Origin of the sequence: Facklamia languida CCUG 37842 (genome assembly GCF_000245795.1) — a bacterium.
Classification (GTDB): Bacteria; Bacillota; Bacilli; order Lactobacillales; family Aerococcaceae; genus Facklamia; species Facklamia languida.
Genome location: NZ_JH601133.1, coordinates 968,554 through 990,604, shown reverse-complemented (window position 1 = coordinate 990,604; position 22,051 = coordinate 968,554). Strand labels below are relative to the sequence as shown.

21 protein-coding genes are annotated in these 22,051 nt (G+C 45.9%); 9 read left to right on the top strand and 12 right to left on the bottom strand.

The window, feature by feature from the left end; genetic code table 11:
* The first annotated feature begins 32 nt into the window (after positions 1-32).
* The 7 genes from HMPREF9708_RS04560 to HMPREF9708_RS04530 all read left to right on the top strand — a co-directional run bounded on the left by HMPREF9708_RS04560 (position 33) and on the right by HMPREF9708_RS04530 (position 7,935).
* A complete protein-coding gene (locus HMPREF9708_RS04560; RefSeq protein WP_006309020.1) occupies positions 33-515 on the top strand; it encodes a nucleoside 2-deoxyribosyltransferase in 483 nt (160 codons plus the stop codon).
* Positions 516-531: 16 nt separating this feature from the next.
* Entirely contained in the window at positions 532-2,082 is a 1,551-nt protein-coding gene (locus HMPREF9708_RS04555; RefSeq protein WP_006309019.1) for a Ppx/GppA family phosphatase, read from the top strand.
* Between the two features lie 30 nt (positions 2,083-2,112).
* The gene (locus HMPREF9708_RS04550; protein WP_006309018.1) at positions 2,113-4,380 is read left to right on the top strand and encodes an RNA degradosome polyphosphate kinase; all 2,268 of its coding nucleotides are present in this window, start codon (positions 2,113-2,115) and stop codon (positions 4,378-4,380) included.
* A gap of 118 nt (positions 4,381-4,498) precedes the next feature.
* Positions 4,499-6,133, top strand: a complete 1,635-nt coding sequence (locus HMPREF9708_RS04545; RefSeq protein WP_006309017.1) for an ABC-F family ATP-binding cassette domain-containing protein — start codon at positions 4,499-4,501, stop codon at positions 6,131-6,133.
* A 10-nt stretch (positions 6,134-6,143) separates the two neighbouring features.
* Positions 6,144-6,368 (top strand): DUF2829 domain-containing protein, encoded by a 225-nt coding sequence (locus tag HMPREF9708_RS04540; protein WP_006309016.1) that lies wholly within the window; start codon positions 6,144-6,146, stop codon positions 6,366-6,368.
* Positions 6,361-7,149: a 3-oxoacyl-ACP reductase gene (locus HMPREF9708_RS04535; RefSeq protein WP_006309015.1), complete on the top strand. Its 789-nt coding sequence runs from the start codon at positions 6,361-6,363 to the stop codon at positions 7,147-7,149. Before HMPREF9708_RS04540 ends, HMPREF9708_RS04535 begins: the two co-directional genes overlap by 8 nt.
* Before the next feature lie 69 nt (positions 7,150-7,218).
* Positions 7,219-7,935, top strand: coding sequence for a YebC/PmpR family DNA-binding transcriptional regulator (locus tag HMPREF9708_RS04530; RefSeq protein WP_006309014.1), 717 nt, complete (start codon positions 7,219-7,221; stop codon positions 7,933-7,935).
* A 158-nt stretch (positions 7,936-8,093) separates the two neighbouring features.
* Here HMPREF9708_RS04530 and HMPREF9708_RS04525 read toward each other — a convergent pair whose 3' ends face one another.
* Genes HMPREF9708_RS04525 through HMPREF9708_RS04485 form a run of 9 tightly spaced genes read right to left on the bottom strand, consistent with a single transcriptional unit; the run spans position 8,094 to position 16,518 of the window.
* The gene (locus HMPREF9708_RS04525) at positions 8,094-8,708 is read right to left on the bottom strand and encodes a V-type ATP synthase subunit D (RefSeq protein ID WP_006309013.1); all 615 of its coding nucleotides are present in this window, start codon (positions 8,706-8,708) and stop codon (positions 8,094-8,096) included.
* Between the two features lie 6 nt (positions 8,709-8,714).
* Complete coding sequence (locus tag HMPREF9708_RS04520; protein ID WP_006309012.1) at positions 8,715-10,091, bottom strand: V-type ATP synthase subunit B; 1,377 nt, start codon at positions 10,089-10,091, stop codon at positions 8,715-8,717.
* Complete coding sequence (locus HMPREF9708_RS04515) at positions 10,084-11,865, bottom strand: V-type ATP synthase subunit A (RefSeq protein WP_006309011.1); 1,782 nt, start codon at positions 11,863-11,865, stop codon at positions 10,084-10,086. The genes HMPREF9708_RS04520 and HMPREF9708_RS04515 overlap by 8 nt, the downstream gene beginning before the upstream one ends.
* Positions 11,866-11,877: 12 nt before the next feature.
* On the bottom strand, positions 11,878-12,189 hold the full coding sequence (locus HMPREF9708_RS04510) for a V-type ATP synthase subunit F (protein ID WP_006309010.1): 312 nt from the start codon (positions 12,187-12,189) through the stop codon (positions 11,878-11,880).
* Positions 12,179-13,189, bottom strand: coding sequence for a V-type ATPase subunit (locus tag HMPREF9708_RS04505; RefSeq protein ID WP_006309009.1), 1,011 nt, complete (start codon positions 13,187-13,189; stop codon positions 12,179-12,181). Before HMPREF9708_RS04505 ends, HMPREF9708_RS04510 begins: the two co-directional genes overlap by 11 nt.
* Positions 13,190-13,201: 12 nt before the next feature.
* Positions 13,202-13,783 (bottom strand): hypothetical protein, encoded by a 582-nt coding sequence (locus HMPREF9708_RS04500; RefSeq protein ID WP_006309008.1) that lies wholly within the window; start codon positions 13,781-13,783, stop codon positions 13,202-13,204.
* 13 nt (positions 13,784-13,796) lie between these two features.
* Positions 13,797-14,258: a V-type ATP synthase subunit K gene (locus tag HMPREF9708_RS04495; protein WP_006309007.1), complete on the bottom strand. Its 462-nt coding sequence runs from the start codon at positions 14,256-14,258 to the stop codon at positions 13,797-13,799.
* 20 nt (positions 14,259-14,278) lie between these two features.
* Positions 14,279-16,207 carry a V-type ATP synthase subunit I gene (locus HMPREF9708_RS04490; protein WP_006309006.1) on the bottom strand — a complete coding sequence of 643 codons (1,929 nt, stop codon included), beginning with the start codon at positions 16,205-16,207 and terminating at the stop codon, positions 14,279-14,281.
* Positions 16,198-16,518, bottom strand: a complete 321-nt coding sequence (locus HMPREF9708_RS04485) for a hypothetical protein (protein ID WP_006309005.1) — start codon at positions 16,516-16,518, stop codon at positions 16,198-16,200. The genes HMPREF9708_RS04490 and HMPREF9708_RS04485 overlap by 10 nt, the downstream gene beginning before the upstream one ends.
* A 201-nt stretch (positions 16,519-16,719) precedes the next feature.
* On the opposite strand from HMPREF9708_RS04485, the gene HMPREF9708_RS04480 reads away from it, so the two are divergent.
* Both HMPREF9708_RS04480 and HMPREF9708_RS04475 read left to right on the top strand, forming a co-directional pair.
* Complete coding sequence (locus tag HMPREF9708_RS04480) at positions 16,720-17,640, top strand: peptidase U32 family protein (protein ID WP_040447779.1); 921 nt, start codon at positions 16,720-16,722, stop codon at positions 17,638-17,640.
* 11 nt (positions 17,641-17,651) lie between these two features.
* On the top strand, positions 17,652-18,893 hold the full coding sequence (locus HMPREF9708_RS04475; protein ID WP_006309003.1) for a peptidase U32 family protein: 1,242 nt from the start codon (positions 17,652-17,654) through the stop codon (positions 18,891-18,893).
* Positions 18,894-19,121: 228 nt separating this feature from the next.
* Here HMPREF9708_RS04475 and HMPREF9708_RS04470 read toward each other — a convergent pair whose 3' ends face one another.
* The 3 genes from HMPREF9708_RS04470 to truA are packed head-to-tail and all read right to left on the bottom strand — an operon-like array spanning position 19,122 to position 21,911.
* Positions 19,122-20,621, bottom strand: coding sequence for a polyphosphate--AMP phosphotransferase (locus HMPREF9708_RS04470; protein ID WP_006309002.1), 1,500 nt, complete (start codon positions 20,619-20,621; stop codon positions 19,122-19,124).
* A gap of 4 nt (positions 20,622-20,625) precedes the next feature.
* Complete coding sequence (locus tag HMPREF9708_RS04465) at positions 20,626-21,129, bottom strand: GNAT family N-acetyltransferase (RefSeq protein ID WP_006309001.1); 504 nt, start codon at positions 21,127-21,129, stop codon at positions 20,626-20,628.
* 11 nt (positions 21,130-21,140) lie between these two features.
* The gene (truA, locus tag HMPREF9708_RS04460; RefSeq protein ID WP_006309000.1) at positions 21,141-21,911 is read right to left on the bottom strand and encodes a tRNA pseudouridine(38-40) synthase TruA; all 771 of its coding nucleotides are present in this window, start codon (positions 21,909-21,911) and stop codon (positions 21,141-21,143) included.
* Positions 21,912-22,051 lie beyond the last annotated feature (140 nt).

The following is a 22,051-nucleotide window of genomic DNA, read 5'->3' as shown; positions in this document are numbered from 1 at the left end:
ATGGAAGTAGATTAAGCTAAAGGAGTTATGCCATGCCTCAATTGTACTTTGCTAGTCCCTTATTTACTGAAATGGAGTTAGCTTTCAACCAGTCGCTGGCTCAATTTATTCGCGAGAGCCTGCCTGAATTAACGGTCTACCTCCCCCAGGAACAAGTCGCTATTAATGATAAGTCTGCCTATGCGGATGCTAAGATGATTGCCCAATATGATACTGACCAGCTCCTCAAGAGTGACCTGGTCTTAGCGGTCCTCGATGGTCAAGTGATTGATCCGGGCGTTGCCAGTGAAATTGGGGTCGCTTACCAAGCCAAAATCCCAATCATCGGCCTCTACACAGATAGTCGCCAACAAGGTGGGGACCACCCTCAAAAGATTGAAGCCCTGCAAGAAATTGGAGAGTCTCAATTTGCCTATGTTAACCTCTATACTGTTGGCTTGATCAAGTTGAATGGCTGCCTAGTCAACCAGTCCAAGGACGTCCCAGCTGCGATTCGACGCCAGCTAAACCTATAATAGAAGGGCGATCCATATGTATGCTAAGAAAATAGGTCTAATTGATATTGGATCCAATACCATCCGGTTAGTGATCTACGGAATTGATTCCTATTATGATATAACAGAAATTACCAACCTCAAGACCCCAGCTCGCCTGTCCCAGTATCTGATCGATCAAGCGGATGGCCAGCGCATGCTGAGTGAGCAAGGAATTAGCCTTCTGACCGAAACGCTCGCAAGCTTTCATCATGCCGCCAGAGTCCACCAGGTCGATGAGATGATCATCTTCGCAACGGCTGCGATCCGGCAATCCCATAATCAAACCGAAATCCTGCAACGGGTTCAAGAAGAAACGGGCCTCACGATCCAGATCCTCAGCGAAGAAGAAGAAGCCAGCTTTGGCCAATATGCCATCTCCCACTCAATGTCCACCCGAAATATGGTCACCATTGATATCGGAGGGGGGTCCTGTGAAGTCACCCTGGTTGAAGATAAGCAGATTGTGCACTACCATTCTTTTCCTTTCGGGGTTGTTACCCTAAAGGACGCCTTCTTTAAAGGCCGGCGGCATAACGACCCGCAAGCAATGGCCGCCACACGTGACTATATTCATAAGCAATTAAAGACCCTCCCCTGGCTCAAAAAGGTCAAGTACCCCATTGTAGCCGTCGGTGGCTCCGCCCGAAATATTGCCCAAGTCCATCAGCGACTGCAACGGTATCCCATCGCAGGAATTCATGGCTACCACCTATCAAGGATTAACCTGGAAACAACCCTGACTCTTTTTGCAGAAACGCCCTTTGACCAAATGGAAGATATCGACGGCTTGAGTTCAGACCGGATCGATATTATCATCCCAGCTAACCTGGTCTTTCTCGACTTATACGATTGGGTTAAAGCCCCTACCCTCAGCATCTCCAACCAGGGCTTAAGAGAAGGCATCATTATGCACTACCTCAATCAGAATTTTAACCAACCGATTGATCCTGAGTTAGTCCGGGCGCGTTCGGTGGCCAAGGTCTGTCGTGACTTTAAGGTCAATCCGACCGTCGCAGCGATCCGAGCTAAGATCGCCATTGACTTATATAAGCAAATCTGTGACCTCGGTCTGATGGACTATGATTATCCAACCCAATTGGAGATTGAGTTTGCGGCCTATCTCTACCAATGTGGTCAATTCCTGGGTCAAGAAGCAGACTCCCAGCATACCTTCTACCTATTATCCAATATGAACTTAGCGGGTTTCCCCCACAAGCAAAGGGTCCGACTCGCTCTCCTCAGTTCTTACCGCAATAAGTCCTTGCTTTATCAATATGCTGATCCGTTTATCCATTGGTTCTCATCCAGTGAAATGGACCAGCTTAAGAAGATCGGTGGCTTAATTAAGTTTGCAGAAGCCCTTAATGACTCCCAGACAGCCCCCATCAACCAATTAAAACTTACAGGTTCCAAACAAAGTTACCTGTTAAAGGTCTACCACCACCGTCCAGTCATTGCAGAAGAATATCGTGTCGACAAACATCTCAAGCACCTCAAGCGTTGCCTAGATGGCCCGCTGAACATTGAATTTATCGAGCGTCATTAACCGTCTCATCTGAAAGGAGTACCCATTGTCATGGCTGATAAGAAAAAAAATAAAACCAAGTCGCTAACTAGTCAAGAAGTAGACCTTCATCCCTCGCCAGCCAATCACTTTGATCAGCCCGACTATTACTTTAATCGGGAATTAAGTTGGCTAGACTTTAACCGCCGCTGTATTGAAGATGCTTATGATCCCAATAACCCCCTGCTCGAACAGTTGAACTTCTTGGCAATTGGTTCTTCCAATTTAGATGAATTCTACATGGTACGTGTCGCAGGCGTCTTTGACCAATATCTCGCTGGGGTCGAAGTTTCGGAGAATAAGACCTACATGACCCCAGATCAACTGCTCAATCAAATCAGCGAGAAGAACCGTAAAAATGTTGACCGTCAATATAAACGGTTCAAAGAATTAATGGCGATCTTACCAAATACCGGCTATCAATTAAAATCGATGAATGACCTGTCTGAAACGGAATTAGCTGAAGTCGAGTATTTCTTTAAGACCCTCTTATTACCAACCCTTTCACCTCTAGGAATTGATGCCTATCGGCCCTTTCCTCATATTGCCAACAAGGTGATCCACATCATGGTCAAGCTCGAGAAGGAGGGTGAAGAGCACCGGGCCATTATTCCCATCCCACAATTAATTGACCGCTATTTCACGATCAAGGGACCCAACCCCACCATCGTCTTGGTGGAAGATATTATCCTCTACTACTTAGACCGGATTTTTGAAGGCTACCAGATTATCTTTGCTTATCCTTTCCGCATCACCCGTAATGCGGACTTTGCGATTGCAGAGGATGGGGCGTCTGACCTGCTAGATCTAATCGAGGATTATGTGAAGCAACGCAAGAATGGGATTGCCATCCGAATCGAAATTGACACCTCCAGACTGCATGAATTCACCGACCAACAGATCCACTATCTCAAGGAGACCTTCCATCTTAAGGACCGGGCAGTCTATCTGATTGATGGCCCGCTCGATTTGACCTTCCTCTTTAAACTAAGGTCTGAAATTGGCCAGGACCACCCTGACCTCCTCTTCCCACCCCACCAACCTTATCTCAATCCTGGTCACCTAGGCGAAGACCTCTTCACCAATATGCGGGACCATGATATCCTCTTACACCACCCTTATGATTCCTTTGATCCTATTGTGAATTTCGTAGACCACGCCGCCTCCGACCCCCAAACAATTGCCATCAAGCAGACCCTTTACCGGGTATCTAAGAATTCACCGATTATCTCCGCCCTTAAGAAGGCAGCTGAGAATGGCAAGGAAGTCACGGTCTTGGTGGAATTAAAGGCGCGTTTTGACGAGGAGAACAACGTCTTCTGGGCACGGGAATTAGAAGAAGCGGGTTGCCATGTCCTCTATGGCGTGAGTGAATTAAAAACCCACTCCAAGATTACCCTGATCATCCGCAAAGAAGACGACAAGATCCAACGGTACTTGCACTTAGGAACAGGAAATTATAACGACAAGACTGCTAAAATCTATACAGATATGGGGCTCTTTACTACCCATCCTGGCCTTACGGACGATGCAAGTCATTTCTTCAATTACCTCAGCGGCTTTACCAGCTTACCTGATTATAAATACCTCCATGTTTCTCCCTTTGCCATCCGGGATTCACTGATGGATGCCATTGATGATGAGATGGCTTATCAAGCCCAATATGGTAATGGCCGGATTATTGCCAAGATGAACTCCTTGACGGATAAGCCCCTCATTCAAAAGCTCTATCAAGCCAGTCAAGCTGGTGTACAGATAGACTTAATTGTCCGTGGAATTTGCTGCTTACGGCCTGGACTCCCAGGGATTTCGGATAATATCCGCGTACGCAGTATTGTCGGGCGCTTCCTGGAGCATTCACGGATCTATTACTTCTACCGCAATGGGGAGCAGCACCTCTTCCTATCTTCAGCGGATATGATGACCCGGAACATGATTAAGCGGGTGGAGATTGAATTCCCAATTCTGGATAAAGACCTCGAAGCGGATGTTCTCGACTTCCTCCACCTCGAATTAGCCGATACGCTCAAGGCCCGCGAACTTCAATCGGATGGCCAATATACTAGACCTGATGCCACCGATGACCAGGCCCTCAATTCCCAGGACCAACTCATCCAACGAGCATCCCAACGGCAGGAAGAACTCGATCAATGGTTGGAAGCACAAAAGCCTAGCGGGGTTCGCACCAGTAAAAAAACTTTAAAACGCCTCAAAGAAAGCCGGATGGATTCAGAATTATCCTTATGGCAACGTTTTATCCAATGGATCAAGTCCATCTAATGACCCAATCAAAGCCTGGCCTAACTGGCCAGGCTTACTTATTTAATAATGCTTTTTACCAACCATCATGTTAGAATGAATCTGTATGTCAATTTAACTTTACTAGGAGGTATCCACCATGATTAATGTATCGAATGTCAGTCTGCAATTTCCAGACCGTAAGTTATTCGATGATGTAAATATTAACTTCACACCCGGCAATTGCTATGGCGTCATTGGCGCCAATGGAGCCGGTAAGTCTACTTTCTTAAAGATCCTAGCAGGCGATATCGCCCCCACAACTGGCCATGTCTCCATGGACCCGAATGAACGCTTAGCCGTCCTCAGCCAGAACCACTATGGCTTTGAAGACCATCAAGTCATCGAAACCGTCATGATGGGCCACAAGGAACTCTATGAAGTCAAACAAGAAAAAGACGCCATCTACCAAAAGGCTGATTTCTCAGATGAAGATGGTATTCGTGCAGGCGAGTTAGAATCGCTCTTTGCGGAAATGGGCGGCTGGGAAGCAGAGTCTGAAGCCTCCAATATTCTGCAAGGTTTAGGTATTCCAACCGACATGCATTTTCTTAAGATGAGTGAACTGGTCGAAGCCGATAAGATTAAGGTTCTGCTAGCCCAAGCCCTCTTTGGTAAGCCTGATAACCTGCTCCTTGACGAACCAACAAACGGGCTCGATGCCCAGGCTATTCAGTGGTTGAGTGACTTTATCATGGACTTCCCCAATACCGTGATTGTTGTCTCCCACGACCGCCACTTCTTGAATACGGTCTGCACCCACATGGCCGATGTGGACTTTGGTAAGATCAAGATTTATGTTGGAAACTATGACTTCTGGCTTCAATCCAGTCAATTGGCCGCTAAGATGGCAGCAGACCAAAACGCCAAGAAGGAAGAGAAGATCAAAGAACTCCAAGCCTTTATCGCCCGTTTCTCTGCCAATGCTTCTAAATCAAAGCAAGCAACTTCTCGTAAGAAGCTATTAGATAAGATCACCCTGGATGATATCCAGCCATCCAGTCGTCGCTATCCTTTTGTTGGCTTTAGCCCTGAACGTGAAATCGGGAATGACTTATTAAGAGTAGAGGGACTATCTAAGACAGTCGATGGTGAATTGCTCTTTGATAACCTCTCTTTCACCCTTAATCGTGATGACAAGGTGGCCTTTGTCTCCCGGAATGACAATGCCATTTCCTACCTCTTTGATATTCTGATGGGCAAGGAAACCGCCGATAAAGGTAGTTATGAATGGGGTGTTACAACGAGTCAGACTTACCTTCCCCGTAACTCCTCTGATGAATTTGATGACAATCCGCTCACAATTGTGGACTGGTTGCGCCAATATGCTTCAAAGGAAGAAAGCGATAATACCTTCTTGCGGTCCTTCCTCGGGCGGATGCTCTTTGCAGGCGATGATGTCCTCAAACCAGTCAATGTCCTATCAGGGGGCGAGAAGGTTCGTTGCCTGCTATCAAAGATGATGTTATCCAAGGCGAACGTCCTAGTGATGGACCAGCCAACCAACCACTTGGACTTAGAGTCGATCACCGCCCTCAACGATGGCCTCATCAAGTTCAAAGGGGCGATCCTTATCGCTTCACACGACTACGAGGTCCTCAATACAACCGTTAATCGAATTATTGAAGTCACTCCAACAGGCGCTTTCGATCGGGTGCATTCTACTTACGAAGAATTTGTCAATAACCAAGAAGTTCAAGCCCGAATTGACCAGATGTATCCCACTGAAGACTAGGAGGCAGTCGATGAATTTTGAAAGTATTTTACCCCAAATCAAAGCCGGTCAAAAAGCTGTCCGTCAAGGCTGGTCAGGTGCTGAAGAGTATATTTATCTAATTGGCCAAAGCCTGATTGACAATCAGCCAATGACCCCCTTCTTGGTGATCCAAGTGACAGGCGAAGGCCTCTCCATGTTTCAACCAACAGTCTGTGATCTCTTAGCAGAGGATTGGGTTATCGTCGATGACTAATTCGCACTCTATTCCAATTGGACCCCAAGCCAAGCTCCCTGTTTGCTTGCAAGTGGTCGTCACTGGCGTTGCCTCAGGCATTGGTCAAGCCCAGACCCAAGCCTTCCTGGACCAGGGCCATAAGGTCTATGGAATCGACCTGAAAGCTTCTGCCTGTATTGATCAATGGAAGCAAGACCATCCTGACCACTTTGAATTTATCCAGGCGGACTTAAGTAAGCAAGCGAACTGTCAGCAGGTTATTGATCATTTTAAAGCTAAGTATGACCGGTTGGATGTTTTATGTAATACAGCAGGGCAACTGGATGACTTCCGGCCCCTCGACCAAGTGTCCTTTGACCAATGGGACCAGATAATGCAAACCAATCTCTACTCCATCTTCTACTTGACCAAGGGCTTTCTGCCTTATTTGCTGCAGAATCCTTCCTCACGGTTGATTAACATGGCTTCGATTGCCAGTTTGACTGCAGGAGGCGGCGGTCTAGCTTATACTACCAGCAAGCATGCCATTGCGGGTTTTACCAAGCAAATGGCCTATGATTATAGTTCGATGGGACTAAGAGCCAATGCCATTGCCCCGGGTGCCATTGCGACACCCATGAACCAAGCGGACTTCCAAGGGGAGGCTACTATGGCTCAATGGGTAGCCGACCAAACACCTGTCAAGCGGTGGGCAAGTCCTGAAGAAGTGGCTCAATTAACCCTCTTTCTGGCTTCAGATGCCAGTGATTACCTGTCGGGTGCCGTGATCCCCCTCGATGGTGGGTGGATGATTCGCTAAAGAAGTCATTATCAGGGCCAACAAAATTTGTTATAATGTCTCTATATTGATAGAAAGTGAAGTGAAATAATGGGTCGTAAATGGATGAATATTCGAGAGAAGAAAGCAAAAACTGACCAACAGACCTCTCGTATTTACGCTAAATTTGGTATCGAGATCTATGCTGCTGCTAAGCAAGGAGACCCCGATCCCGAAACGAATCAAAAGCTGAAGTTTGTCATCGATCGGGCCAAAACTTATAATGTTCCCAGTCATGTGATCAACAAGGCCATCGATAAGGCCAAGGGGTCAGATGACGAAACCTTCCAAGAATTACGCTACGAAGGCTTTGGTCCGAATGGTTCCATGATCGTCGTCGATGCCCTAACCAATAATGTCAACCGGACCGCAGCCAATGTCCGCTCGATCTTTAATAAGAATGGCGGCAACATGGGAGTGGCTGGGTCTGTCTCCTATATGTTCGATAATACGGCTGTTTTTGTCATGGCGGACCAGGATGAAGAAGCGATCACCATGGCCCTACTCGAAGCGGATATTGATGTTCGCGATGTCTTCGCTGAAGGTGAGTCCATCATTGTCTATGGCGCCCCTGAAGACTATGGCAAGATCAAGGAAACCCTGGATGCCTTTGGTATCAAAGAATTTGAAGTGGCTGAGATTCAACTACTAGCACAAAATGAGGTCCACTTATCCGAAGAAGATTTAGCACGCTTTGAGAAGCTCATCGACCTGCTGGAAGATGATGAAGATGTCCAAAATGTCTTCCACAACGTTGATCTCGACTAAGTAAAGTCTGATACAAATGCAAAGAGCCGGCAAGAAAAGTTTTAAATCATGCCCTTTTAGGTGTGATTTGACTTTTGTCACCGGCTTTTATGATGCAAAAAAGGAGTGCCCCCAAGAAACTGGGGCACTCCTTTTTACACATTCGGTGACTCCAATCCTTATTTGATCTTCATCATCCGAGTAATACTTGCACGTTCATTTTCTTCTAATTTCATTGAAATATATTCAATGGTTTCTTCTGTGTCTGGAATCATCCGATACTCTAAGGCATTTACCCGACGGCGAGTCTTTTCGATCTCGTCAGCCAATAACTGACAAGCTTTCTCAATCTCCACTAACTCGAGTAACTTAGGTAATAAATGACTCAGTGTATCCAAGGATTCATCCAGCTCAGCATTCGAATTTAAATAGCCATAAGTTAAAGGTCCCTGCTTCTCTTCGATGTTGAAGTCCATCTTGGGGACGTTGACACTCATGATATTCTCCATTTGAATGCTTAACTCGACGTTACTTTGCGTAATGGCAGCAATCTCTTCAATGAAATTCTCATCCATTAAAGCCTTCGATAAGATAAAGGATTTCAAAGCTTGAGTGAGCTCTCGCTCCACTTCTTCACGGAGTTCATTGTTCCGACGAATCATATCAATGAAATTCCGCATTAACTCATCTTGCTTATCCTTTAATAACTTATGACCACGCGTTGCGATACCGAGTGTGCCTTTGAGTGAAGAGAGCTCCATCCGGGTTGGCTTAACATTCAGTACGTTTGCCATAGGGCATTACTCTCCTTTCGGTAAGTATTGCTCAATCATTGGATCCTTAATCCGCTTCAATTCGCTCTTCGGTAAGATCTTCAATAGGTCCCAAGCAAGGTCTAGCGATTCGAAGATATCACGGTTGGTCTCAAAGCCTTGGTTGACATACCGTTTCTCGAATTCATCCGTAAATTCAACGTATTTCTTGTCGACCTCTGATAAGGCAGATTCTCCAAGTACAACCGCCAATTCTTTGGCTTCTTTACCCTTGGCATAAGCCGCAAATAATTGGTTCATGGTTGGTGCATGGTCTTCACGTGTCTTACCTTCACCCGTCCCCTTATCCTTCAACCGTGAAAGAGAGGGTAGCACGTTAATCGGTGGTTCAAAGCCTTGGTTGTAGAGTGTATGGTCGAGAATGATTTGCCCTTCGGTAATATAACCTGTTAAGTCAGGAATTGGGTGGGTAATATCATCCTCAGGCATGGTCAGAATTGGAATCTGTGTTACAGATCCCTTACATCCCACTAGCCGGCCAGCACGTTCATATAGGGTCGAAAGGTTGGTATAGAGATAACCTGGATACCCCCGACGTCCTGGAACTTCCCGACGGGCTGCGGATACTTCACGTAAGGCCTCGCAATAGTTTGTCATGTCGGTCATGATAACGAGGACATGCATGTCCTTCTCAAAGGCTAAGTATTCAGCAACGGTCAAGGCAATCTTAGGAGTCGCTAACCGCTCAATGGCAGGGTCATTCGCAAGGTTGACGAGCATAACTGACCGATCAATCGCACCTGTTTCACGGAAGGAGTCCATGAAGTACTCTGCCTCATCATAAGTGATTCCCATGGCTGCAAAGACAACCGCAAAGTTTTCATCAGAGTTTAAAACGGTCGCTTGACGCGCAATCTGAGCGGCTAATTCCTTGTGGGGAAGACCCGATCCAGAAAAGACCGGTAATTTTTGCCCCCGAACTAGGGTGTTTAAGTGGTCAATCGTTGAAATCCCAGTCTGGATAAATTCATCGGGATAGTCACGGGCCATTGGGTTAATCGCTTGACCGTTAATGTCTTCGAATTTTTCGGGGATAATTTCTGGACCCCCGTCCATAATATTCCCCATTCCATCAAAGATCCGGCCGACAATATCTTCTGACAAGGCAAATTCAAGAGGTTTTGCCTTAAACCGAGCCTTGGTATTTGAGATTTTCATGTTCGAAGTCCCACCGTAAATTTGGACAACGGCTTTACCCTCTTGGGATTCTAGGACTTGGCCCATCCGAGTCTCCCCATTATGTAGCTCAATTTCAACAAGCTCATCGTAGGCAACCCCTTCAACGCCTTCCACAATCATCAACGGACCATATAGGTCTGAGACATTTGTATATTCCTTAAGCATTCGCTGCACCACCTCTCTCTAGCACACTCTTGAGACTTGCTTTAATCTCATCATGGATTGAATCAAATTGGTCAATCTGCTCTTCTGGGATATATTTCGCTCGAGCAATGTGTTCGCGCACTTCTTGCGTTCCTTCCATAATTTCCTTATAGTAGGCACCCAATCGCATTGCCTCACGGGCTTCTTCCTCAAAAGTATTGATGATATGCAATAATTTCAATTGTTTCACTTCGGAAGTTGTGGTATCGACGTCATCGAAGGCGTTCTGTTGTAAGAAGTCTTCACGAATCATAGCCGCAATGACCAAGGTTAATTTATCCTTCTCTGAGAGCGAATCTAACCCGACCAAGCGAACAATCTCTTGTAAGCTAGCTTCTTCTTGAAGTAGGGCCATAAAGTGACGAACCCGTTCACCCCAACCAGCTTCAATATGTTCATCATTGTAGGCTTGAACATCCGCTGAATATTGGGAATAAGAATCCAACCAGTTAATGGAAGGGAAGTGGCGTTGTTGTGACAACTTCGAATCGAGACTCCAGAAGACCTTCACAATCCGTAAGGTGTTCTGAGTAACGGGTTCTGAAATATCCCCACCTGGAGGCGAAACCGCTCCGATGGCTGAGACGGACCCTACCCGACCTTCGGATCCTAAGACTTCAACTAAGCCTGCTCGCTCATAATACTCAGCAATCCGAGATCCGAGGTAAGCTGGATACCCTTCATCACCCGGCATCTCTTCCATCCGTCCAGACATCTCCCGCAAGGCTTCTGCCCAACGTGAAGTTGAATCGGCCATGATGGCAACCGAATAACCCATATCCCGGAAGTATTCGGCAATGGTAATCCCCGTATAAATGGAAGCTTCCCGCGCCGCTACCGGCATGTTGGAAGTATTGGCAATCAGGATCGTACGTTCCATGATGGATTCACCCGTTTTGGGGTCCACTAGTTCAGGAAACTCGTTGATAACGTCCGTCATCTCATTTCCACGTTCACCGCAACCAACATAGACTACGACATCGACATCCGCAAATTTTGCGATTTGGTGCTGCACCACGGTCTTACCAGCCCCGAAAGGTCCTGGAACGGCTGCAACTCCGCCCTTGGTAATCGGGAAGAAGGTATCAATGACCCGTTGACCTGTCTTAAGTGGGGTCTTAGGTGTCGTTTTCTTCTTGTAAGGACGTCCTTGACGAACGGGCCACTTCTGAGTCATGGTCAACTCTTTGTCACCGTCTGCTGTCTCAACGACACAGATCACTTCTTTAACAGTAAAGTCTCCAGACTCGATGGACTTAATGGTTCCTTCAATGCCAACAGGCACCATAATCCGAGTTTCAATAATTTTGGTTTCGGGAACTGTCCCAATAATGTCCCCAGCTTCTACCTTATCTCCAACTGATTTAACAGCGGTAAAGGGCCATTTCTTATCATGGTCTAAGATGTCGATGCTCTCGCCTCTGACTAGGAAATTACTTCCTGTCTTATCCATAAAGTCTTGCAGAGGACGTTGGATCCCATCAAACATCTTTCTTAACAAGCCGGGTCCTAGTTCAACTGAAAGAGGGTTCCCGGTTGCCACAACCTCTTCACCTGGTTTTAATCCTGAAGTTTCTTCATAGACTTGGATCGATGCCACATCCTGATGCATCTCGATAATTTCGCCTGTTAGTTGCATCTTTCCAACATGGACGATTTCACGAATCGATGAATCGGCCATCCCTTTAGCCTTTACTAAAGGTCCTGAAATTTCAGTAATGATTCCAGTAGTCATATAATTCCTCCTCTATAAGATATTTTGTCCAATTGCTTTTTCAACATTCGCATTTACCTTGGCCATTCCAATGCCCTGAGACCCCTGATGAGTAGGAATTAAAATAAGGGCTGGTGTTGGCACCGTATCATAATAGGAAATGGTATCTGGAATTTCTTGGGCAATATTCTCTGTAATGAGGATCACGCCAAAGTCTTCTTCAGCCAGTTGCTGAATCACCTTGCGTGCCCCCTCACCGGTTGCTGCAGGATAGACTTCAAAGCCCAATAATTTGAAGGCTAAGACAACATCTCGGTTGCCGACAACTGCAATCTTATAGGCCATGAATTGGTCGCATCCTTTCTTTTATGATTTTATTCCCCAATTGATTCTCTTTTCCAATTAGGATAAGTCTGACATTATCGATCTCATTCTCAAAGAAATGTAAGAAGGTCAAGACCGGCATCGGTCCAAAAGCCTCAAAGCTATAGGAACGAAGGATCTCGCTAAATTCTCCTTGAATAATGGAGTCGATTTCAGTCGGATTAACTTTCTTATTCTGTAATTGGTCCCAGATCGGATCGAGATTAATCATATAATCTGCAAGATGGTAGGATTCAACTAAACCATTTAGATCCTGATCGCGCCAATTCTGAATAATATCATTCCGGCTCACTGCACCACTATCAGACAAGGCAGCAAAGATGAAGGAATTACTTTGACCTTGGTTAAAGGCTCTCACAAAGGTGATCAGATTTTGGAAGTCAATCTTCATCTGGGTAAAGACTTTCACTTCTGGTGAGCCAATTTCTTCGGCATTCATTCCAATGTGTTTCAAATAAGCAGTATCTAAAATAATATCGATAGAGAAGGTATCGCCTGTATCCTCAACAGATGTCATCGCATCATAGACCGATTCCTGGAGAACTGGATGGAGGTCTTGATTCTGTCCCTTAGTCTCGACAACCTGCTTCAATTGTTCAATTGAATAACTGCCAATTGGAATCAGTAGGTTGGATAAATCGCGATCCACATACTTCTGCTTAATGAGCAATTTTAAATTATGGTAGGTATAACGCAAACTAAAAATCTCGATCACGCGCGGATCTGGCGTGGCTTCAAGCAGGTCCTTGTAGACCTTCTCAAGCCGCTGCTGCAAAATCGGTTCAAATTCACGTGTCTGCTTAACAGAATCATCCACCACATAAACTGTCTTGGCAAGGTAATCGAGCAAGCGATCAACACTCTCCATCTGTAGCAAGGTATCATAATCAGACTGACTCAACATCGAGGCTTCATAGAGGCGCAAGGTCGTGTTTAGGCCAGCATACTCTAATTCTGACATTCTTCGCCCTCCTTATGCCTTAAGTTCATGTTCAAGTTCAATTAACAATTGAGGGATCAGCTCATCCACCACATCTTCAAATAAATAGTTAAAGTTCATTCCATCTTGCGAGATCAAGAAACCTGATTTGTTCGCGATGGTTTCCTCCCTCACTTGCATTTGAGGGAATTGAGCACGAAAGCCTTCAACCGCCTCCTGGCTCACTTTATCCTTGGAATTCGCACCCAATTGTAGGGTGAATGCTCTGGAAGCATCCACTTTTCCAATAACATGCTGAATTAACTGAATAAATTCTTCTGGTGCCATTTCATTAATATGTGGCGCCACCTCACGAATGATGTCTTTTAATAGACCTTGTTTATGCATTAATTTCTGGTTACGTAGTTCATTAGCCAGAGATTGCTGACGAATTTCAAATTGGCGAGACGTATTCCGTTCATAGCTATCTTTTTGATGAAGCAACTGATCGGCAAGTCGCGCCTTAAACTGGTCTAATTGGTCAGATAAAGTCGCTTGGTGGTTTTGAACTTGAGCTTCACCTGTGGCTTGAACCTTATCGATAATTGTTTTTTGTAAAGTTTCAATTTTCCCCACAAGCTTAACCTCCTTAACCTTGTACGAGTAAGAATGAGAATACGAATGCTAAGATCGCATAAGTTTCAACCATAACAGCGTAGATAATCGCATTGATCACTTTCTCTGGGCGCTTAGCCAAAATTTGCATACCTGCTGCCGCTACTTTTCCTTGATGAATTCCAGAAACCCAACCAACTAACCCTACAGGTAGAGATGCGATTAATAAGTTAAGCCCTGTTGATAATTCCATTCCTTGTTGTAATTGTAAGAAGATTAAGAAACCAACGGCGAATCCGTAAAGACCTTGAGTACCTGGTAAAAGTTGTAGGATCAAAGATTGAACGAATTTTTCAGGTTGATCTTTAGTTAAAGCTGCTGCCGCTGAACCTGCGGTACCAACTCCTGTTGCTGAACCAAAGCCAGAAAAGATAACGGCTACTGCAATCCCTAAAACGGCGAATAAATAACCACCATTTGCTTGTAAAAATTCCATATTTTATGCCTCCTAAATAATTATTTAATATTGAGATGTTTATCTAAAAACTTCAAGGGTGCAAATGAACGCCCGCCACCTTCATAGAACTTTCCAAAGAATTCTACGAAGATTAAACGTGCCGAATGGACATAAGCACTCAATAATGAAAGACCAAAGTTAAACAATTGTAAGAATACAATCAAGACAATTCCGACTGAGAAACGTGCCACGGGTGGCAAGTAAGCAACTAAGATATTAAAGGCTAGTGCAATCGATCCTCCTGAAATCCCTAAGGCCATCAAACGAGAATAAGAAACAATATCTCCCAAATATCCTGATACACCGTAGAGGTCGTATAGACCCGCTGCCACACCTGCTGCCTTGTTTTTGCTCTTCATGATGGCAATCACCAAGATCATGAGAGCCGCAATGGCCGCTAAGTAGAGACCTACTTTTTGTAGAATCGGCATCTTGAGTAGCATAGGACCAACAATCGCTATGACAAAACCGACTAGCATCAAGATCCAAGAGAGGCCATCTTTGATGGCTGCTAATTTATCGTCCTTCCAATTCAACCAGGTATTAATGGCCAATCCATGGAGAATTTGAATAAATCCTAAACCAATGGACAAGGCGAGCACCTCGATGACATTCTCTGTCGGTGATAAGAGCCTGAATGGCAAGGATTCACCAAAGACCGATCCATAAATCAGTCCCCATAGAATTGCTGAATAGCTTAAATAGTGGAAGAAGCGTAAATTCTTCTTCATGTCCTTGCCAATATTAAAGAATTTAAGTGGGATTAAAGTGCCTAGCCATAAGAGGAGGCCATAACCCAAGTCAGCAATCATCATTCCAAAGAAGGTCCAATAGTAAGGCGCAAGGGATCCAGAAGGATCAAAACCTTGATATTTAGGGACACCGTACATGCTGGTCACTGTTTCGAATGGTTCAACTAAACGATTATTCTTCAATTCGGTCGGAACGTCATCCATTTCATGGGCTTCCACTTCCGCAAGCTCAAGATAGACAGCATCGTGAAGCTTTTGCTCAATTCGGTCGATAATCGCATCGGCCTCTTCAGCCACAACCCAACCCTCAACCGCAAAGAGACGGTCCGTATTAATTGAATGGACTTGTGCCTTCTTACGCTCCACTTGCGCATAAAGCATCTCTTCCGCAACTTTTAACTGATCATATTCTTCGGTAAAAGTTCCCAGATGCTTGCGGACGTCTAAGGCTTCTTTTCGCAAGTCTTCTGCTCGTTGATAATCAGCCTTCAACGTTGTCGCAGGCAGTTCTTTAAATCGATAATCAAGATTCTGGAAGCGGTTTTTAGTCAAGAACTCATTCGCTTCCCTAGCATCATCGAGATTCACCGCAACCACTAAGCCAATTTCTTCTTTATTTTGATAGATTTCCTCAACGATTAGCTTTGGATGTTGGCGAATGGCCTGGATATATTCATTATCATTAGTTTGAGGAACCATCCCGAGATAGAGCTTAGTGTGCTTGCCTGGCTGATGATAATTCGGAATTGTTTCTAAGTTCTGCCAATTTCTGAGGAAGTCCGTTTCGCTGTCTAAACTTTGTAAATCAGAGTCAATGGTTTCCAGCTTACGCTTTTCTTGCCATACCTTATCGGTTACTTTTTTGACATGGGTCAAGTCCAATTGACTCTCAAGTTCATCAATTGTCATGACTGGCAATGGTGTGATATATTGCTCTTTAAAACTTCGCGAAGGCAAGTAACTTTCTAGATACTTCATCGCTGCCCGCACGTCATCCAGGGCATTTTCTAAATCAGATGCTTCTTGTTGATCTGGTGCTTGATGGATGACACTGAGTGCTTCTGTATCAACTGGTTTCACTTCAACGCGCTGAACGGCTTGAAGTTCTCGCATCAAAAGATCACGATTTGACTCCTCGACAATCGCCCGTAACTTAGCCATTTTGGCTATTGCCATATCTGTTCCACCACCTTTTTAGCAATTTTTTGCGCTAATTCAGTGCGGCGATTTTTAATGTCGGTTTCAATTGACTCAATCTCTTCCTGGTTGCTCTTACGATAAGTGGCTTCAATTTCTTGGAATTGACTTTCCTTATCTGCTTGGAGCTTGGATCTGAATTGAGCGAATTCTTCCGCTGATGCCGCTTCTAATTCACGCTTAGTATTTTCAAATTTTTCTTCCAATTGTTTAATGATTGCAGCATATTCATTCTCTTTAGCCTTTGTCATCGCTTCAATGGAATTAATTTGTTCTACTAAATTTGCCATTCTTTCACCCCCTATTATTAGATTATACAATAAATAACAACCGTTTTCAGTAATTTTAACGATTTATTTCATTAATCGTGAATTTTTTGACGAGCAAAAGACTGCATTTAATCCATTTATACCGGCTTATATTTACTTTATTTGAGAATCCGCTATAATGACAATGTGATTTTTATAACAAACCAAGAAAGAAGGTCTTAAATGATGAAGTTGATTGCAACAGCTGAATCAGTCGACCAAGCCCAAGCGCTGATCGATAGTGGTGTCGATGAATTAATTATTGGTGAAGAAGTTTTTGGCCTCCGACTGCCCGGCTACTTGTCCATGGCAGAGATGGAACAAGTCATTGACGCTGCGCATCAAGCAGGTAAACGGGTCTTGATTGCCATGAATGCTATCCTACATAACGATAAGATCAAACAAGCCCGCCCCTTTCTAAAGTCAGTCAAAGCACTCGGGGCGGACGGCTTGACCGTTGGGGACACGGGACTCGTTCAAATTCTTAAGGACCCCACCTATCACCTACCCTACCTCTACGACGCAAGTGTCCTCGTAACCAGTGCCGGCCAGGTTAATTTCTGGGCCCAATTTGGAGCTGAAAAGGCTCTGGTGGCGCGGGAAGTGCCCTTTGTCGAACTTGAAGACATGCTAAAGATGGCCACGATCCCCCTGGTCTACCAAGTCTATGGTCCTAGCTGTATCCACCAGAGCAAGCGGCCTCTTCTGGAAAACTATTTTAACTATGTGAATAAGGAGCCCCAGGCTATCACAGACCGCCAACTTTTCCTCAGTGAACCCAATCGTGAAGACAGCCACTACTCCATTTATACAGATTCACACGGAACTCACATCTTTGCGAATAAAGATCTGAACCTCATCCGACATTTAGAAACCCTAGCTCATAGCGGCTTAGACTATTGCTATCTAGACGGTCTCTTTAGTTCACCAGAAGGTTTTGTCCAAGTCGTCAAGGCCTTTGTTAAGGCTCGTCAAGCCGTTCAAGCCGGACAAGTCACAGCCGACCTACTCGACCACTTAGACCAAACTATTCAAAGCGCCCATCCCCATAATCGAGAACTTGACACTGGCTTCTTCTTATATGAAGCCTCAACCGTTCAATAGGAGGTTCATACATGACCCATCATTCATATCGTAAACCAGAATTATTAGCACCTGCTGGCACCTTAGAAAAGTTAAAAACCGCGGTCCATTATGGAGCCGATGCGGTCTATATTGGAGGGAACGCCTATGGCCTGCGCAAGCGGGCAGGGAATTTCACCTTTGAAGAGATGGCTGAGGGGGTTGCCTTTGCCCACCAGCACCAAGCCCGTGTCCATGTCGCAGCCAATATGGTCACCCACCAACAAGATGAGAAAGGGGCCGGTGACTTCTTCAGACAAATCCGCGACATTGGCATCGATGCCGTCATTGTGTCCGATCCGAGCTTGATCCAGACTTGCTTAACGGAAGCACCCGGTCTTGAAGTGCACCTTTCAACGCAACAATCAGCAGTCAATTACGAAACCCTTAATTTCTGGCATGACTTCGGTCTCAAGCGCTGTGTTTTAGGGCGGGAAGTCTCCTTAGAAGAGATTAAAGAGATCCGCGCCCATACCCCTGTTGAGATTGAAGCCTTTATCCACGGTGCCATGTGCATTTCTTATTCAGGGCGTTGCACCCTGTCCAACCATATGGCGCATCGTGATGCCAATCGTGGTGGTTGCTGCCAATCGTGCCGCTGGCATTATGGGCTCTTTAACTTGCCCGAGCTCGATCGGAAAGTCCCAGTCGGGGCTGGTGCTGAAGGTATTGATGAACCCTTCTCCATGTCAGCCGTTGATATGGGCATGCTCCCTCATATCCCGGACCTCATTGAAGCCGGCATTGATTCCTTCAAGATTGAAGGCCGGATGAAGTCCATTCACTATATTTCCACCGTCGTCAATGTCTACCGGCAAGCGATCGACTCCTACTTAGCGGACCCTGACCATTACCAAGTCCAACAAGCATGGGTAGAAGAATTGTGGAAGGTCGCTCAACGTGAATTATCCACCGGCTTCTACTACGGAACCCCTGATGAGAAGTCCCAATTATTTGGCAAAAGACGGCGTCGCCCCCACTATGCTTTTATTGGTGAGGTCTTAGATTACGATCCACAATCCCAAATCGCCACAGTCCAACAGCGTAATCACTTTAAAGTGGGCGAACGAATTGAATTCTACGGTCCTAAGTTAAGTCGACACGAAGAAATTCTTCAGGCCATGTGGGATGACCAAGGGCAAGCCATTCAAGTGGCACCCCATGCTATGCAGATTGTCACCATGAAGGTCTCTCAGCCTGTCGCTAAGCATGATATGTTGCGGAAGGCACTCTAACCGCCTAAGCGTAACCCTTGATTCCGAATGTCCTAGCCAATCACCATCAACTATTTAAATCCACCCTCTGCAGAGGGTGGATCCGCAAAATTCAAACACCGAATGGTTCATCATTAAATTAAAGAAGGCCCACTTGGCTGCCTTGACTTGTCTGACGCATGTACACAAGTTGGCGCTCGGTCGGCCTCTTCTGATGATAATCTATTCGGTGTTTTTGCTTGGTTTTAGCTAGCTCTTGCCATTCTTTTTACTTGTTTTTTTGTGGTTTTTTAGGGCGCTTTTGAGATGGTCGATAAAGTGGTCAAGGACCTGCAAGCGAGCATTCTTCTTCTGGTTGGTGGCGACAATATACCAAGGAGCATACGGGCTATCTGTTCGCTCGAGCATTTCATTCATTGCCTCAAGGTACTGGGGCGCTTTATCGCGGTTCCGCCAATCCTCCGGTGTAATCTTGTAATTCTTAGCTGGATCATTGACCCGGTCCTGAAAGCGGCGCGCTTGTTCATCCAGGTCAATGTAGAGGAAGAACTTCATCACAGCAGTCCCATGGTCAGTCAGCGTGCGCTCCATCTGATTGATCTCCCCATAAGCGCGTTCCCAATCGCGCTCAGGTGTGAAGTGTTCAACCCGCTCCACTAGGACCCTTCCATACCAAGACCGGTCGAAGATGACCATATCTCCATCCTTGGGGAATTCTTTTTGAAATCGCCATAGATAATGAAATTGATCCTCAATTGGGTCCGGGGCATTAATACCGTAGATCTTGTAGGAGCGTGGATCTATCCGCCTTGTTAAGCGCTTGATGGCACCACCTTTACCTGCAGCATCCATCCCTTCAAAGACCACGACAATCGGAATATCATGATTGTAACACTCATACACTAAACGTGCCGCTTCCTCTTGCAAGTTTTCGAGCCGATCTTTATATTCCTTGTCTGAGATCGTTTCATCCAGATCATATTGACTGAGGCGGTCATAGGTCTGGTCAGCGATCCGGCTCGGCGAATGGTCTTCCGCTCGGCTCAACATCACCCGCTCCATTCCCCGTTCAATCTCTTGAATGACTAGGCCTAAGGCGGTCTTAGAGGCTAGCTTGCGGTCCTCTGATGAGATAATGTGCCAAGGACTTTGGTCGGTATGCGTTTGTTCAAGAACTTGGTCAAACCAATTCAAGTGCTTGGTATAGGCATCCCGCTGGTTATAGTCTTCTTGCGAGATTAATTTGGGACCGCGCGGTGATTGCTCGAGTTCCTTAATACGCTGCTCCTGGGTCTCCTGGGTGATATTTAGGAAAAGCTTAATAATAATCATGCCGCTGTCGATCAAGGTATTCTCTAATTCACTCAATTCACGAACCCGTTTCTTTAGGATCTGTTCATTCTTAGGGTCATGGTTGAAGACTTGGTAATAGAAAGAACGGTCGTAGACCACGATTTCTTGCTTGGAAGGAATCTTTTGCCAGAACCGCCAGACCGAAGGATGTTGCGCTTCGACCTCATTGGCTTCTTCAAAGACTTCAACGCGCACATAACGAGGGTCTAATTCACGGGTCAAGTCATTAATCACATAACCCTTCCCAGAGGACTCCCAGCCATCTACTAGAATCAAGACCGGTATCTCTTGGTCCTGCACGACTCTTTGAAGTTGATCAAGCCGCTCGCCTAAGTGCGACCGCTTATCATCCGCATAGGTCTGATCCACTTCTTCAAAATTAAATTCTTTTAACATGATGTCACTCCTCCTTTAAAAATTGATAAGCCTCCCGTTTATCACCTGAGGCTAAGTAAATAATACCGCAATAGACAAATCCAAGCTGGTCCAACAGCTGGCGCATGGTCTGGTTATCCGGGTGGGTGTCGATGCGGATGTTTGGATAGTGGTGGGTGGCCCACTCCAATAGTCGCCGACCAGCCCCAGACCGTCTTCCAGCTGAGACCAGGCGGTGAATGGTCACATAGGGGTCCTGGTTCAGCCATTGACCTCCCTCAATACGACTATAGGTTGGGTCCTGACCTGGGATTAGAGCCATAGCAGCCAAGATTTGATCCGTCTCGTCCACGAGGACATAGAGATTTTCCGCTTGGTGGTCTGCTCGCAACTGGTCCTCACCGGGATAGCCCGGAGCCCATTGATTCCTATTGCCAGAGGCTAATTGAAAGGACCGACCACGATCATAAAGTGTCTGCAGCTGAGCGACCTCCGCCGCTTTAGCAGGACGAACACCTTCCTTTTCCATCGAATACCTCCTTAGCTAAAGGGCTGATTAGGGTAGTAGACTTCCATCATATATAAGCCTTGGGCAGGGGCTGTTGGACCTGCCTCTTCACGGTCTTTAACCTGTAAGAGACGCTGCATTTCTTCAACCGGCTTTAAGCCGTCACCAATCTGCAAGGCTGTCCCGACAATGATCCGGATCATATTGTATAGGAAGCCATTACCCTTGAAGTCAAAAATCAGCTCTTTATTATCTTGATCTTCGTAAGCAAGGATCTGGTCAATCCGTCGAACTTTATTCGTCTTATCAGTCTTAGTCGAGCAAAAGCTAGTAAAGTCATTCTCTCCCTGTAAGACGGATAGCCCTTCCTGGATTGCCGCCAAGGAATAAGCGTAGGGGTGGTGGGTCGTGTATAAGCGCTTGAAGGGATCAGGGTAAGGTTGGGTATCCACCCGGTAACGATAGAACTTTCCAACTGCATCATAACGCGCATGAAAATCATCGCCCACCTGCCGGCAATCACAGACCTGGATATCCTTGGGCAAAATGCTGTTCATGGCCTTCAGCAGATGAGGAGGCTGAATCTGAAAGGGAAAGTCAAAATGCACCACCTGGCCCAGGGCATGGACTCCCGCATCGGTCCGGCCAGCTGCCACGGTCGCCAGGTTTTGGTCTGCGGCTAGTTTAGCAATCAAGCCTAAAGCTCGGTCCAGTTCTGCTTGGATCGACGGACCATTGGGTTGGACCTGATAGCCCACATAGCGGGTCCCGTCGTATTGAATTTTTATCGCATAACGGCCCACACCCTCATCTCCTCTCTTTCCTATTATAATAGGATATCCCCCTTATGGCAAAACACCTCTCCCCTGCAAGCAAAAATCCCCTCTATCCAAATAGTAGAGGGGATGGGGTCGCAAGTCCTAAGAAAAGGACTTGTCTACCA

What these genes read in the sequence shown, in the direction of transcription:
- HMPREF9708_RS04560 (WP_006309020.1), top strand. Translation starts at nt 33, where the DNA reads ATGCCTCAATTGTACTTTGCTAGTCCCTTATTTACTGAAATGGAGTTA.
- HMPREF9708_RS04555 (WP_006309019.1), top strand. Translation starts at nt 532, where the DNA reads ATGTATGCTAAGAAAATAGGTCTAATTGATATTGGATCCAATACCATC.
- HMPREF9708_RS04550 (WP_006309018.1), top strand. Translation starts at nt 2,113, where the DNA reads ATGGCTGATAAGAAAAAAAATAAAACCAAGTCGCTAACTAGTCAAGAA.
- HMPREF9708_RS04545 (WP_006309017.1), top strand. Translation starts at nt 4,499, where the DNA reads ATGATTAATGTATCGAATGTCAGTCTGCAATTTCCAGACCGTAAGTTA.
- HMPREF9708_RS04540 (WP_006309016.1), top strand. Translation starts at nt 6,144, where the DNA reads ATGAATTTTGAAAGTATTTTACCCCAAATCAAAGCCGGTCAAAAAGCT.
- HMPREF9708_RS04535 (WP_006309015.1), top strand. Translation starts at nt 6,361, where the DNA reads ATGACTAATTCGCACTCTATTCCAATTGGACCCCAAGCCAAGCTCCCT.
- HMPREF9708_RS04530 (WP_006309014.1), top strand. Translation starts at nt 7,219, where the DNA reads ATGGGTCGTAAATGGATGAATATTCGAGAGAAGAAAGCAAAAACTGAC.
- HMPREF9708_RS04525 (WP_006309013.1), bottom strand. Translation starts at nt 8,708, where the DNA reads ATGGCAAACGTACTGAATGTTAAGCCAACCCGGATGGAGCTCTCTTCA.
- HMPREF9708_RS04520 (WP_006309012.1), bottom strand. Translation starts at nt 10,091, where the DNA reads ATGCTTAAGGAATATACAAATGTCTCAGACCTATATGGTCCGTTGATG.
- HMPREF9708_RS04515 (WP_006309011.1), bottom strand. Translation starts at nt 11,865, where the DNA reads ATGACTACTGGAATCATTACTGAAATTTCAGGACCTTTAGTAAAGGCT.
- HMPREF9708_RS04510 (WP_006309010.1), bottom strand. Translation starts at nt 12,189, where the DNA reads ATGGCCTATAAGATTGCAGTTGTCGGCAACCGAGATGTTGTCTTAGCC.
- HMPREF9708_RS04505 (WP_006309009.1), bottom strand. Translation starts at nt 13,189, where the DNA reads ATGTCAGAATTAGAGTATGCTGGCCTAAACACGACCTTGCGCCTCTAT.
- HMPREF9708_RS04495 (WP_006309007.1), bottom strand. Translation starts at nt 14,258, where the DNA reads ATGGAATTTTTACAAGCAAATGGTGGTTATTTATTCGCCGTTTTAGGG.
- HMPREF9708_RS04490 (WP_006309006.1), bottom strand. Translation starts at nt 16,207, where the DNA reads ATGGCAATAGCCAAAATGGCTAAGTTACGGGCGATTGTCGAGGAGTCA.
- HMPREF9708_RS04485 (WP_006309005.1), bottom strand. Translation starts at nt 16,518, where the DNA reads ATGGCAAATTTAGTAGAACAAATTAATTCCATTGAAGCGATGACAAAG.
- HMPREF9708_RS04480 (WP_040447779.1), top strand. Translation starts at nt 16,720, where the DNA reads ATGATGAAGTTGATTGCAACAGCTGAATCAGTCGACCAAGCCCAAGCG.
- HMPREF9708_RS04475 (WP_006309003.1), top strand. Translation starts at nt 17,652, where the DNA reads ATGACCCATCATTCATATCGTAAACCAGAATTATTAGCACCTGCTGGC.
- HMPREF9708_RS04470 (WP_006309002.1), bottom strand. Translation starts at nt 20,621, where the DNA reads ATGTTAAAAGAATTTAATTTTGAAGAAGTGGATCAGACCTATGCGGAT.
- HMPREF9708_RS04465 (WP_006309001.1), bottom strand. Translation starts at nt 21,129, where the DNA reads ATGGAAAAGGAAGGTGTTCGTCCTGCTAAAGCGGCGGAGGTCGCTCAG.